Below are 14,133 nucleotides of genomic sequence, written 5' to 3' on the forward strand. Positions count from 1 at the left end.
ATATTAAATTTACCTGAAGATAAAGAGTAACACTATGATTCCATGGCAAGAACTCGGTAAAGCACATATCCCCGGGGAAAACGGCGAACTCATTCTCCGAAAGCGTGATACCGAATACTCAATCCGTTTTGCAGCTACAGAGCTGATGAACAGCCGCGTTCACGGCTCTGAGGATGCTCTGGCGGAGCTTACATGCAAGCGCCTCCAAAACACATCAGCATTAAATATTCTCGTTGGTGGACTCGGCATGGGCTATACGCTTGCCGCGGCGCTTGAACACTCAAGTAGCGATACACACGTTACGGTATCAGAACTTGTTCCGGCAGTTATCAGCTGGAACCGCGAACATCTCGGACATCTTGCAGGATTTCCATTAAATGATCCACGGGTATCTGTTCAGCAGGGAGATGTGGTGAAAACTATCATGAGTAACAAATCTGAGTGGGATGCAATACTTCTCGATGTAGATAACGGCCCAGATGGACTTACACGGGAATCAAATGATCGCCTCTATGGCATGTCCGGATTAAAGAACGTGTTTTACGCGCTTCGCCCCGGAGGTATTCTTGCGGTATGGTCATATGGCCCGGATGAAGGTTTTACACGACGTCTTAAGAAATGCCGATTTCAAACTGAAACAGTCACTGTTCGATCACGCAAACCGGGTAAAGGCCGCAGACATACCATATGGCTTGCCACAAAGCCGAGGTAGTTTCATGAATGAAATGAGTTAACACCAATCGGCACCTTACGTCTCCCCTTCACAGCTCGAAACATGCTACAAAAGTATTGTTATTACTATTGATAGCGGGTATTTCTTTCGCACATTTAAGCTGTTTTCTTACTCAGGTCCCGGTCCGACTACTACCTCAACTTTCAATCAAGCAATTCAGGAGCTGACTTGGCTGACATACGATCAAAAGGAATCCTTGAAAAATGGTTTGAAGACAAAGGATTCGGATTCATAACATCCGAGCACACCAATACCACTATCTTCATCCATATTTCATCATTTGATAAAAACATCTCAAGACGCCCAAAAGTCGGAGATACAATTTTTTATTATTCTCAAACTGATGCCGAAGGGAAGATACAGGCAGTCGATGCGGTAATCGAAGGGGTTTCATTGCTTGACGAAACGACATATTCCCATCAAAAAAGAAAACTCAACAAGCGTAATCGGAAAAATAGTCTTAAATCGACTTTTATGATCATGCTTCTCATCATAGGAATTGGCGGCTTCGCCTTTACCAGAATAGAAAGCGGCACAACGCTGCTATCGATTTCCGGTGTGAAGATCGCAAAAAAGGCACCGCAAAAACAACAGTCCGTTTCAAACTTCAGGTGTGATGGCAGAACACGTTGCACTGAAATGAGATCGTGTAAAGAAGCACTATTTTTTCTACAAAACTGCCCAAACACAAAAATGGATGGAGACAGAGATGGCGTTCCATGTGAACGGCAATGGTGTAAATAGCGCGAATTTCTCGCCCCCTCAACAACATCACTAACTATCTGATTTCGATAAAAAATAACAGCCTCATAGCTTCGATCGATATTGAACGATCTCTCCTCTCTGTCTATTTCTACAACTCAGTCAATTTTTCACGAATTGCATACTTAACAAGACCAGCCAGGCTGCTAATTTTGAGTTTGGTCGTAATTTTTTTCCTTCTCCCTTCTATAGCCTTAACAGAAACAAAGAGTTTATCAGCTATTTCCCTTGTTGAATATCCTTCCGCTATCAACTGGAGCACCTCACGTTCTTTTGTTGTGAGCGAATTTCCATTGTTTTGTGCGACCAAACGTCTCCGGTAATCGTGTACTACTGTACCAGCAATTTTCGGGCTGAGATACGTCTGGTTATTACCAACAGCCTCCAAAGCCTGGCTGAGTTCGCCGAAAGCGCACTCCTTCAGCAGGAAACCGCTGGCACCAGCCTGTAATGCACCAATAATAAAACGCTTGTCTGAATACATTGACAGTATGATGACTTTGCAATCCGGCATTTCCCGTATGATTGAACTGGTCGCGTCAATACCGTTCATTTCCGGCATGCTAAGATCCATGATGACTATATCCGGTGCCAACCTCAGCGCAATAGCAATAGCATCCCTGCCATTGTCTGCACGACCGGTAACAGTATACCCGTTGAGTCCTTCAATAAGTGAGCAGAGGCCGTCCTGAACAATCTTATGGTCGTCCACAACCACTATTTCAACTGTCATGACATAGCACCTGCTGCGTCTCCGGCATATTCTGCTCGATCGGAATCGTTAAATATACTTTTGTGCCAACATCTAGTTTAGAATCAATGATCACTGTACCTCCAATATTGGTTATTCGTTCCCGGATACTGAATAAACCAAAGCCCGTAGTATTTTCTTTGTCACGTGTAATTCCGCACCCATTATCCGAAACGATAATATGCAGCATTTTTCCTTTACAACGTACCTGTACCTCGGCACTCTCTGCAGATGCATGCTGTATTACGTTCATCAACAATTCACGTATAGTTCGAAAGAGAAGCGCAAGAAAAGCAGAGGAAGCATGTTTACGTTTAACAGCACATTGCGTTCTTATCTCAATCGGGTAACTCTCCTGCAATTCTTCAGCAAGCCATTCCAAAGCGGCCTCAAGCCCGAGTTCGTAAAGAATCGGCGGGCTCAGGTCAAACGTCAGTGACCGGGTATCATCAATGGTCTGATCAACAATTGAAACAACCTGCTGCATATTGATTCTGGAGGCAGTATCAGGCATATAATCAATCATAGCATCTAGATACATCTTCACAACAGACAGAGATTGACCGATTTTATCATGAAGAATCACAGCAAGCTGGTGCCGTTCATTATCCTCCATTTCCATCAATTCTGATGAGAGATTCTGAAGCCGTTTTCGCTGAGCCCTTAACTCTTCCTGATCTATTTTACGCTCGTCGATCTCTTCATGCAGGGCAATATTCATTGCGTTCAGTTCCCCGGTCCTGATTGAGACCTGCCTTTCAAGATCCATCTGGTTTTTGTTGAGATTCTCCTCAATCATCAGTCGTTTTTTAACTTCATTGACGAGTAACTCATTAAGTTCAAATAACGACAGGGCTTGTTGAGTAATTACATTTTCATCTCGGTGCCTGGCCTTTTCGTACCGGTCAATCATCAAGCGAAGATCTTGACTCAATTGAGAGAATTCATTCTTAGTAAAAATTTTCCATTCCTTATCAACATGAGGTATCTGAGTATCTGAAAATCGAGTTCGTGGAATAAGATTTCGAAACGCTGAAGTTTCCGCATGAAGACGCTTCCTGTAGAAAATCAACATAAACGAGAGAGTGAATAATCCTAGTAAACCATTTGAAATCAAGACGTAACGAAGAATATGTCTGGATTGTAAAGTGATTGATCGATCGACCTTGACTTCCAGCAACCATTGAGGGTTCCCGTGATAATCAATAAGTTGACTGTAGATCAGAATTTCATCGTCTGTATAGTTCAACACATATGGCCTGTCCGCTCCAATTGACTTAAAATCAATCGGTATATCGGCAATCGCCTCTGTATCATCCCGATCTATTATATGCGAGCTGACTTTAGTCTGCTCTCTCAACCTGTTCTTCACATTTTCGGTCAAGAGTCTTCCAAAAACCATAGTGCCCCTTATCGGGCCATTGTGGGAATTCGTCAGAATAGGGTGAGATGCGAGTAAAAGTAGTCCAGAATCAGTCTTTTTCAAACCGGTTATGGAGCTACTTAAAGAAGAATGATGCAGAAGCGGATGGTCAGGCGGGAAATCGCTTGCAGGCAGTTCATTGAGGGTCAACACCTCCTGAGTATCAAGATTAATCAGGCGACTCCAGAGAAGTGATCCTTTCTGATCGTAGATATACAGTAAATTGATCTCGCAACCAATCAGTGTATAGTCATTGAGATTAGACGTGATATAGGCCTCATTAGCGTTCTGGGCAAAGGTGTACGTATCATTCCAGACACCCCAGTCATGCGCCATGGTATCAAGAACTTTCAACTCCCTCTGCAATGCTGCAGTAACACGCTCAGACTCTTTCCTGGCTAATTGACTCTCAAGATGCTGTTGCTCTGGAGTAATAATCCATTTGATTAAGTAACAGTGTACTACAGAATAGATAGAAACCAGAAAAAGCAGGTATAAGAACTCATTTTTCCTAATCATTTTTAGAAATGATATCCCGTCATTTACTTAGGAATCTACCAGGGCATTCTATCATTGGTCACTCGACTCAAAACACATCATTTGTTCATTATACAAAATACGTGAACACAACTCAAAGAAGAACATATTGTGTGTTAGGCATTGACGATAAATCAAAACAGCAATTCTAGCCGCAATTTTGTCACGAGATACGGAAAATTCAAGAAAGTAGGGAAACGTTTCAACCACCTACTGTTACAGAAAAAAGGCGGGATAAGATGTTGTATCATCCACCCCGCCCATACTTCTAAGGTAGTGTACGGCCTTGCCTAATCAGCTGCGACGTCGCTTCGTGGCAACATCCATATACACTGCCAGTACCAGCACAAGTCCGCGAATGATAAACTGCCAGAATGCCGGCATATTCATTACACTCATACCGTTTAAAAGACTGGCCATGATAAGCGAACCGACAAGAGCACCGGCAATTGAGCCACTACCGCCCATAAGCGAAGTACCGCCGATTACACAGGCGGCAATCGCTTCAAGTTCGTAGTTCACACCGCCACTGGTTGTGCCTGCTGCAACATACCCGGTGAGAACAATGCCACTGACACCGGTAAGTAGACCCATCAGTACAAACACCTGAAAGACATTGGCCTTTGTGTTTACACCTGAAAGACGTGTCGCCTCGGCATTACCACCGAGAGCGTAGGCGTAACGGCCAAGTCGGGTATTCTGGGTAATATAGGTGAAAAGCAGAGCGACAAAAACCATCAGCAAAACAGGATTAGGAATGCCACGGTAGTTGTTCATCACGTAGACGAATACAAGAATGATTGCAGAAAAGAACATTGTCTGGGCAAGATCTACACCAAAAGGCCGAACGTTAATACCATAGGACATCTTTTGTTTACGGTTATAGAACAGCCAGAAAAACAGATACAATATCGCCAGTGCTCCCAGAATCCAGCCCAGATTCTTAGGCAAATAGCCCTGCGCAATCAACCTGAAACTGTCTTCTATGGGTACGATTGTTTTACCCTGGGTGATACCGAGCACACCACCGCGGAAGATCAGCATTCCGCCCAGCGTAACGATAAATGCGGGAACCCCCAGGTAGGCTATCACCGAGCCCTGTATCACACCGATCAATCCACCAACACATAATCCGAAGAATATTGTAATTACGGTAATGATTCCGCCTTGCGACAGCATGGACATACCCGGCAGATACTGCTCAAACAACGGTGGCAGAAATATTGCCTGTAACCAGGCTGTTATTGCGCTCACCAGCCCCACACAGGAGCCTACCGAAAGATCAATATTACCAGTAACAATGACCATGACCATGCCGATAGAGAGAAACGAAACTATGGTCATCTGACGGAAAAGGTTCGAAAGATTCCGCGGTGAGAAGAAAATCCAATCGGTTAAAAAGCCAAACAACACCCAGATAAATACCAACGCCAAAATCATGGTGTAGGTCTGGATATTATTGCGGATCATGTTCGATAGTGTTTTTGAAAGCATTACATTCCCCCACCTGCAGTCATGCCCGTTGCAAGGGCCATCAAATTTTCCTGTGTCGCATTTTCCCGATCCACAATGCCGCCCACACGTCCCTCATGCATGACAAGAATCCGGTCACTCATACCCAGTATTTCAGGCAACTCCGAACTCACCATGATGATCGCCACACCTTCTGCGGCCAGTTTATTCATCAGTTTATATATTTCATACTTGGCACCCACATCAATTCCACGGGTCGGTTCATCAAGTATCAACACTTTCGGTTCTGACATCAGCCACTTACCGATAACTACCTTTTGCTGATTGCCGCCGCTAAGCGAGTTGACTATGGCATGAAGTGTCGGGGCTTTTACTGCGAGTTCCTTCGCCATTTTCTCACTTGCGTTCAGTTCTTCATGCTTGTTGATCGAACCGAAACCGGCAAACCTGTCCATATTAGCAAGCGAAATGTTTTTTAATATTGACTGCCCCAGCACCAATCCCTGTTGCTTACGATCTTCAGGAATCAGACTTATCCCGTGTTTCATTGCTTCTCTGGCGGAACAGATCTTCACAGCTTCTCCGCATATACGGATTGTGCCACTCTGTATGCGTCCGCATTCTCCAAAGAGCATCGTTACCAGTTCGCTTCGCCCCGAGCCCATAAGCCCGGCAATGCCGAGAATTTCTCCAGCCCGAACAGAAAATGAGATATCTGAAAGCATCTCTTTACCTGGGGCATCGGACCAATCGGCTGACAACCCTTCCACCTCAAGAACAACCTCTTTAGGAGATCGCTTTGCTACTGGAAAACGTTCGGTCATTTCACGACCGACCATCATTGCAATGATTTCGTTCGTTGAAGTCTCTGACGTTTTTTTGGTGCCGACAACCTCACCATCACGAAACACCGTGACCCGATCAGTAATATCAAAGACTTCTTCTAATTTATGGGAGATGTACAGACAGGTAACGCCCTGTTCTTTGAGTGTCTGCAGGATTTGCATCAGCACTTTCACTTCCTGGTCAGCTAATGCAGATGTAGGTTCATCCAAAATGAGAATTTTTGCATCTTCAGACAGCGCCCGTACTATCTCTACCATCTGTTGTCTGCCGACACTTAAGGTAGAGACAGGCTTGCCTATCGGCAGATCAATCTGGTAGCGGTTCAGTATCTGCTGAGTTTCGGAATAGAGTTGATGCCAGTTAATAACACTCTTCCCACCCGGCTCACGACCAAGATAAATATTCTCTCCAACCGTCATTTCCTGAACAAGCGCCAGTTCCTGATGAACGATTGCAATACCCATTTCGCGAGCCTGCTGGATCGCGCCCTGGGCAAAATTAAGTGGTTCACCCTCAAAGATAACCTCACCAGTGTATGTATCGCGTGGATGCACACCGGCCAAAATCTTCATGAGAGTCGACTTGCCTGCCCCGTTTTCGCCGCAAATGCCATGTATTTCTCCCTTCTCCACAGAAAAAGAGATCTTATTAAGTGCGGTTACTCCAGGGAAAGTTTTGGTCACTTCCCGAAATTGCAGTATTGCGGTATCCAATGACTTGTCCTGATATCGTATATGATGCAGGGCAGGTAAACCACCCGTCCCTGCATTTAGCTTGTTAGCTCAAGTCTGTTACTGTCCAACTTAAATCTTTGGTGGTCTCTGGTCGGCAGGAATGTCTTTGTATACATCGTCATATGACTGGAAACCTGACTTAACTACGACATCATACACGTTGTCCTTGGTAACACCGATAACCTCGAGGAATTTACACGGAACAGAACCTTTGAGTTTCTTGTCGAGCGTGAGTTCTTCGAGGCTGAAATCCTTAAGACCTTCAATTTTCTCTTTTTTGGCGAGTTTAATTGCCATATCAATTGCCATCGGAGAAAGCAGACGACCATCTTTATACACAGACATGGTTAACTCGTTTTCAACGATAGACTTACAACCGGCGGCAGTTGCATCCTGACCTGAAATGGGCACCTTTCCAGCTAAACCCTGCGCTTTCATGGCCTGAAGAGCACCAAGAGCAGTTCCGTCATTGGAGGCAACAATTGCATCAACCTTGTTCTGTTGAGCTGTAAGGATATTTTCCATGATTTTGGTAGCATTCGCAGGTGCCCAGTTTTCTACCCACTGGTCTGCAACAACTTCAATATCACCTTTATCAATGAGTGGCTGTAAAACTTCCATCTGGCCTTTACGGAACAGGATGGCGTTATTGTCTGTCGGGCTGCCGCCAAGCATAACAAAACGTCCCTTATCCACCTTATCCAGAACACCACGTGCCTGGGTTCTGCCAACCTCTACGTTGTCAAAAGAGATATACGCTGCAAGTTTATCACTTTTTACAAGACGATCATACGCGATGCTCGGGATACCGTCTCTTGCCGCCTCTGCAACTGCGGAAGCTGCTGCCGCGCCATCTTCAGCGATAATGATGATAACATCAACACCCTGCAGAATCATGTTCTCAATCTGGTCATTCTGCAATTTCGGGTCATGATTAGCCTGTTGAGAAATGAGCACTGCACCACGCTCTTCTGCAAGTCTTTTCATGTTTGCTTCTTCTACCGGCCAACGTTCGGTTTCAAAGTCTGAAATCGACAGCCCGATCTTAATCGGCTTCTCTTTAGCAACTACAGGTAAAGCAAGTGCAACAACCATCAGCGGGCACAACATCAAATGTAACAGTCTTTTTTTCATGTGATTCTCCTCCTCAGCTTGATTCAAATGAAATATCTTAACCTCAGCCAGTATTCAAAACCAATTAATTCAATCTATGAATTATCTAAATTCAAATGCCATAACATTTCATTCATGTCAACTTTTTTATCACATGACACCCCTGCGATAATGCATTTTATTACAGTAGATCAGGATTTTCGGTACAATAAACCCTGTTTCACCAGCGAAATAGTAAGTATTTATCAGTTCTTCTCATATGTAAATTATTACAGTAAATATTTTTTTCTGTTGACTTTGACTTATTATTTCATTTATTGAATAAATCAACTCGGTGCCATTTTCACACCCATTCAATACCTGGCACCACAATTAATGAAGTTAAGGAGAGCATGCATGCCTATGCCGGTACGGGACCTCATGCGGGCCATCAATCGAGCAAAAGTCATTGAAATCATCCGTACATCAGGATTGATCTCACGAGTGGACCTCGCAGCAAGTTCCGGTTTAAGTAAAGCCTCTGTAACAGGTGTCACCTCCGACCTGATCAAGGAAGGACTTATCATCGAAAAAAAATCAGGTGAATACGAAGGCGGGCGCCGCCCTATGCTCCTCAGCCTTAATCCTGATGGCGCATATGTTATTGGTGTCAATTTATCGATTTCTGAGATCAGCGTTGTGATTATGAACCTCGCAGCCGATATTCTCGCCACAGCAAACCAGCCGTTAAAAGAGCAGTGCTACAGTGTCGAAGAAATCACTGACCTGATGATAAAAACGGTGCAATCCTGTATGTGGGACGGCAGTTTTTCTAAAGATAAGATTTCTGGGGTGGGCATTGCAGTCCCCGGTCCTGTTTACGGGAATAGCGGAGTAATTCGGTTTCTGCCAAACTACGGCTGGGAAAACGTTAATCTCAAGGACCACATTGAAGAAAAACTCGGCCTCCCCTGCTATATCGATAACAGCTCGAACACCCTTGCCGCTGCTGAGCGCTGGTACGGTGAAGGTAAAGGTGTTGATAATTTTCTTGTTGTCACTCTGTTAAACGGGGTCGGCCTCGGAATTGTAATTAACGGTCATCTCTACAGAGGTGCCGCTGGAATAGCCGGCGAGTTCGGACACACAACATTTGCCAAGAACGGGCCGTTATGCCGCTGTGGCAAAAACGGCTGCATCGAATCGTATGCAGGAATGATTTCGCTCTTACGCGATGCAAAAATCGCTGCCAAAGCAGGTAAATGGCAGGCAAAAAATCCTGAAAACATCACCTTCGACGACCTGATTGAAGAGTTGAAAAACGACACCCCGGTAATTCATGAGATCTTTTCTGAAGCCGGCAAAGTCCTGGGACAGGGCATTTCCAACCTTGTCGCGCTCTTTAATCCTTCACGAATCATCGTAACAGGAACAGCGGTTCGCGCAGGCGAGTACCTCATTCAACCACTCAAAGATTCACTAGCAGACCACACAGCCAATATGTGCGGCCCAGTCGAAGACCTGATTTTCGTCCAGGAATGGTCAGACAAACAATGGGCCAGAGGCGCTGGATCACTCGTGCTCCAGGAACTATACAAATCCCCTGTAAGCATGCTGCCTATTGGTCAACATGTTGGCTGACAGAATAGCGTTTCAACCCCACTCTGGAGAAACAATGACACATTTTAACAACATACCGATCATCAAATATGAAGGCTCAGATTCCACCAACCCACTCAGCTTTAAATACTATGACGCAACCAGGGTTGTAGCTGGAAAAACCATGGCTGAACATTTACGCTTTGCTGTTTCCTGCTGGCATACGTTTTTAGGAACAGGCCAGGATATTTTTGGCTCTGCTGTCCATTCCAGGTCATGGAGTGGCGATTCAGATCCAATGAGCCGCGCAAAATCAACTATGCATGCTGCCTTTGAATTTTGCCAGAAACTTGGGATGGAATATTACTGTTTCCACGACAGAGATATTGCTCCGGAAGGTGAGACATTTGCTGAATCCTGCAAAAACTTAGAAGAAATCGTCAACCTTGCCGATGACCTCCAGAAAGAAACCGGAGTAAAACTGCTCTGGGGTACTGCAAACCTATTCAGCAATCCACGTTTCACCCATGGCGCGTCAACCAACCCGGACGCCCATGTTTTTGCCTATGCCGCGGCCCAGGTAAAACACGCCATGGATGCAACCAAACAGCTTGGTGGTGAAGGCTATGTATTCTGGGGCGGCAGGGAAGGATACGAGACCCTGCTCAACACAGACATGCAACAAGAACAGGAAAATATGGCGAAATTCTTTCACATGGCGGTTGATTATGCCAAGAAAATTGGCTTTACCGGCCAGTTTCTGATTGAACCAAAACCTAAAGAGCCTACCAAACATCAGTACGATTTTGATGCCGCAACTGTATTGAATTTTCTACGTAGTTACGAACTCATTGATCATTTCAAGCTCAACATCGAAGCAAACCATGCAACACTCGCCGGCCACACCTTCGCCCACGAGCTTACAGTTGCAGCATCAGCCGGAAAACTTGGTTCGATAGATGTTAACAGAGGCGACTTGCTCCTCGGCTGGGACACTGATCAATTCCCGACAGATCTCTATGATACCACTCAGGCAATGCTGGTTCTTTTACAACATGGCGGTATCGGCAAAGGCGGGCTTAACTTTGACGCCAAATTACGCAGGGGCTCCACAGATGTAGAAGATCTTTTTTATGCGCATATCGGCGGCATGGACACCTTCGCACGCGGCCTGCTTATTGCCTCAGATATCATTGAAGACGGCAAAATTAACGAAGTGCTAAGTAACAGATACAGCAGTTACTCATCAGAAATTGGTCAATCAATTGTTAGTGGCGAAGCGGATTTTGACAGCCTGGACAAATGGGTTCGTGAAAATGGGGAACCGAAGATGCAAAGCGGCAAGCAGGAGTATCTGGAAAATCTGTTCAACAGCTATATTCGTTAATCGTAACTACCTACAGGGTAAGCGACTTGACCTTACAAACCTTGGTATTTGTAGCTAGTTACAGGGTGCCGGAGATTTTCGCAACCAGACTGGTGAAGCCTATGTCATACGTAAACCAGACTGATCGCGGAGGTCAGCGAAGACTCCGAAGAGATTTGGTGCCCTGGGGGTAGTTACCGTTGAGCAATTAATTGCGGAGAGTACAGGATGAAAGATCAATTATATATAGGTATCGATTCAGGGACCCAGGGTTGCAAGGTTATCGTTTTCAGTCGTCAACTCGGAAGAGTACTGTCTGAATCCAGCAGCCCGCACTCCCTCATTGAAAACAACAGGGGTGGACGAGAACAGGACCCTCAAACCTGGATCACCGCACTTGAATCTGCACTCTCCGAAGCATTAAAATCGGTAAATACTAAAGAGATATGTGCTATCAGTGTCTCGGGACAGCAACATGGATTTGTACCGCTTGACCAGGACGGCAAGGTCATCCGCGCAGCAAAACTCTGGTGCGATACAGAAACCGTTGCGCAGTGTCACTCAATCACCAAGAGACTGGGTGGTGAGAAAACCACCATCGAGCGTATCGGCAATGCCGTTGCTGCCGGATTTACGGCATCGAAAATCCTCTGGCTAAAAGAAAACGAACCGGAGAATTACGCAAAACTCGCAACTATCCTCCTGCCCCACGATTACCTGAACTTCTGGTTAAGTGGTGAATGCTGGGCCGAACATGGCGATGCTTCTGGCACTGCCTTTTACGATGTACACAGCAGAAAGTGGTCAACAGAGGCCTTGCAGGCAATTGATCCGGACCGTGACCTCAGCCAATGCCTGCCTCCTCTTCGTGAAGCTGTGCAGCCATGTGGAACAATCCGACCTGAACTGGCTGAAAAATTTGGCATGCCTCAGGATGTGCTTATTGCCTCAGGTGGCGGTGACAATATGATCGCCGCCATAGGTACAGGCAATGTACGTGAAGGAATCATCACCGCCAGTCTTGGCACATCCGGTACAATTTACGGTTATAGCGATTCTCCGGTTATTGACCCGCAAGGCGAACTTGCTGCTTTCTGTTCGAGCAGTGGCGGATGGCTGCCACTGGTCTGCACAATGAACGTAACCGTAGCAACAGAGCTTGTTCGTAACCTTTTTCAGCTCTCGCTTGATGATTTCAACAACGCTGTCTCAGCTTCAGAACCTGGAAGTGGCGGAATAGTGTTGCTCCCATTTTTCAATGGCGAACGCACGCCTGCCCTGCCTGAAGCAACAGCAAGCCTGCACGGCATGACCACCACTAACACAACACCCACCAATATCTGCCGCGCCGCCATGGAAGGTGTTACTCTGGGCCTTCGCTACGGAGTAGAGGTACTTGAACGAAATGGCATGCAACCGGGTGAGATCAGACTTGTCGGCGGAGGAGCAAAAAGTGATATCTGGTGCCAGATGGTCGCAGATATTTTTAACATGGAGGTAATATCTCCGGTAACCACAGAAGCAGGTGCGCTAGGAGCAGCATTACAGGCTATGTGGTGTTACTGCAACGCCCATGAAGGAGACGTAACTATCAATAACATATGTGACAGTTATGTAATTCTTGATCCAAACAGTAGAAAAGTGCCTGATTTATCACGCACAACAGTGTATGGTGCACAATACGAAAAATACCTCAGACTGGAGCAACAGCTCAGACCATTAACTAGCTGACAAATATAATATAACGCCATGCCAATCGAGAAAGTTAAGTTTGGAACTATTCAGGAAAATACCATTTCAGAATACACTCTTGACAACGGCAACGATATGGTTGTCAAAATTCTTGATTACGGCGGCATCATCAACCAGATGCACGTCCCGGGAAAGTACGACATCGCGGATGTTGTTCTAGGATTTGACTCTCTTGAAGGCTATCTAAACGACATAGCCTTTGTCGGTACAATTGTCGGCAGATTTGCCAACCGAATACGATTCGGCAGATTCAAACTGAATGCCCTCACCTACCAGCTCGACATCAACGAACCGCCACATCATATTCATGGCGGACTGATGGGATTTCACCGACATTATTGGCAAAGCGAGTCATATACAGAGAATGGCGATCTTTGTCTCAGACTACATCGCCTTTCCCCTAATATGGAATGCGGCTACCCAGGCAACCTTGATGTTACTGTGGTGTATCGCTTAACCACAGAAAATGCCCTCTCGTTTGAGATATCCGCGACCACGGATAAAACAACCATTGTAAGCCTCGCCCAGCACAGTTACTTCAATCTCAGGGGACATAACTCCGGGGATATATGCGAGCATGAGCTCTATGTCAACGCCGATTCGATTACCCCGGTAGGTCCCGATCTTATTCCAACAGGTGAGATACGAGACGTTACAGGTACACCCTACGACCTCCGTGAAAGTCAGCAGCTTGGTCCGAAACAACGGGCAACAGGAAACGGATTTGACATCAACTATGTACTTAATCAGGATTCAGATCTGATAACTCCTGCTGCAATTCTTTCAGACCCGGTTTCATTACGCAGCATGAAAGTTTTCACCACTAAACCCGCGCTCCAATTTTACGATGGCAACCACCTGGGCAGCAGACCGATGCTCGGCAAAGGAAGCACCGAATATTCGCAATGCGCCGGGCTCTGCCTGGAAACCCAGCATTTCCCGGATGCCATTAATCAACCTGGATTCCCGTCACCGCTTGTTCGCCCCGGTGAAGAATATACACACAAGACCGTATATGCCTTTGAAATTGATTAAAAGGCCGTCAGACTGAACCCTTTTTGACCG

11 protein-coding genes are annotated in these 14,133 nt (G+C 45.8%); 6 read left to right on the forward strand and 5 right to left on the reverse strand.

Going from position 1 to position 14,133, the window contains the following annotated elements:
- The first annotated feature begins 34 nt into the window (after nucleotides 1-34).
- Entirely contained in the window at nucleotides 35-712 is a 678-nt protein-coding gene (locus FCL46_RS17650; protein ID WP_136810452.1) for a spermidine synthase, read from the forward strand.
- Between the two features lie 189 nt (nucleotides 713-901).
- Nucleotides 902-1,477, forward strand: a complete 576-nt coding sequence (locus FCL46_RS17655; protein WP_136810453.1) for an excalibur calcium-binding domain-containing protein — start codon at nucleotides 902-904, stop codon at nucleotides 1,475-1,477.
- Nucleotides 1,478-1,586: 109 nt separating this feature from the next.
- Here FCL46_RS17655 and FCL46_RS17660 read toward each other — a convergent pair whose 3' ends face one another.
- The 5 genes from FCL46_RS17660 to FCL46_RS17680 all read right to left on the reverse strand — a co-directional run bounded on the left by FCL46_RS17660 (nucleotide 1,587) and on the right by FCL46_RS17680 (nucleotide 8,393).
- A complete protein-coding gene (locus tag FCL46_RS17660; RefSeq protein WP_136810454.1) occupies nucleotides 1,587-2,228 on the reverse strand; it encodes a response regulator in 642 nt (213 codons plus the stop codon).
- Nucleotides 2,218-4,188 (reverse strand): sensor histidine kinase, encoded by a 1,971-nt coding sequence (locus FCL46_RS17665; protein ID WP_136810455.1) that lies wholly within the window; start codon nucleotides 4,186-4,188, stop codon nucleotides 2,218-2,220. Before FCL46_RS17665 ends, FCL46_RS17660 begins: the two co-directional genes overlap by 11 nt.
- Nucleotides 4,189-4,500: 312 nt before the next feature.
- Complete coding sequence (locus FCL46_RS17670) at nucleotides 4,501-5,700, reverse strand: sugar ABC transporter permease (protein ID WP_136810456.1); 1,200 nt, start codon at nucleotides 5,698-5,700, stop codon at nucleotides 4,501-4,503.
- Nucleotides 5,700-7,238 carry a sugar ABC transporter ATP-binding protein gene (locus FCL46_RS17675; RefSeq protein ID WP_136810457.1) on the reverse strand — a complete coding sequence of 513 codons (1,539 nt, stop codon included), beginning with the start codon at nucleotides 7,236-7,238 and terminating at the stop codon, nucleotides 5,700-5,702. The genes FCL46_RS17670 and FCL46_RS17675 overlap by 1 nt, the downstream gene beginning before the upstream one ends.
- Before the next feature lie 90 nt (nucleotides 7,239-7,328).
- Nucleotides 7,329-8,393 (reverse strand): substrate-binding domain-containing protein, encoded by a 1,065-nt coding sequence (locus FCL46_RS17680; protein WP_136810458.1) that lies wholly within the window; start codon nucleotides 8,391-8,393, stop codon nucleotides 7,329-7,331.
- A gap of 375 nt (nucleotides 8,394-8,768) precedes the next feature.
- Between FCL46_RS17680 and FCL46_RS17685 the strand changes: the two genes are divergently transcribed.
- The 4 genes from FCL46_RS17685 (at nucleotide 8,769) to FCL46_RS17700 (ending at nucleotide 14,103) form a co-directional block, all read left to right on the forward strand.
- Nucleotides 8,769-9,992 carry an ROK family transcriptional regulator gene (locus FCL46_RS17685; RefSeq protein ID WP_167506085.1) on the forward strand — a complete coding sequence of 408 codons (1,224 nt, stop codon included), beginning with the start codon at nucleotides 8,769-8,771 and terminating at the stop codon, nucleotides 9,990-9,992.
- A 34-nt stretch (nucleotides 9,993-10,026) separates the two neighbouring features.
- Nucleotides 10,027-11,337 (forward strand): xylose isomerase, encoded by a 1,311-nt coding sequence (xylA, locus tag FCL46_RS17690; RefSeq protein ID WP_136810460.1) that lies wholly within the window; start codon nucleotides 10,027-10,029, stop codon nucleotides 11,335-11,337.
- A 207-nt stretch (nucleotides 11,338-11,544) separates the two neighbouring features.
- A complete protein-coding gene (gene xylB / locus FCL46_RS17695) occupies nucleotides 11,545-13,047 on the forward strand; it encodes a xylulokinase (RefSeq protein ID WP_136810461.1) in 1,503 nt (500 codons plus the stop codon).
- An 18-nt stretch (nucleotides 13,048-13,065) separates the two neighbouring features.
- On the forward strand, nucleotides 13,066-14,103 hold the full coding sequence (locus FCL46_RS17700; protein WP_136810462.1) for an aldose epimerase family protein: 1,038 nt from the start codon (nucleotides 13,066-13,068) through the stop codon (nucleotides 14,101-14,103).
- Nucleotides 14,104-14,133 lie beyond the last annotated feature (30 nt).

Origin of the sequence: Desulfosediminicola flagellatus (assembly GCF_005116655.2) — a bacterium.
GTDB classification, from domain to species: domain Bacteria; phylum Desulfobacterota; class Desulfobulbia; order Desulfobulbales; family Desulfocapsaceae; genus Desulfopila; species Desulfopila flagellata.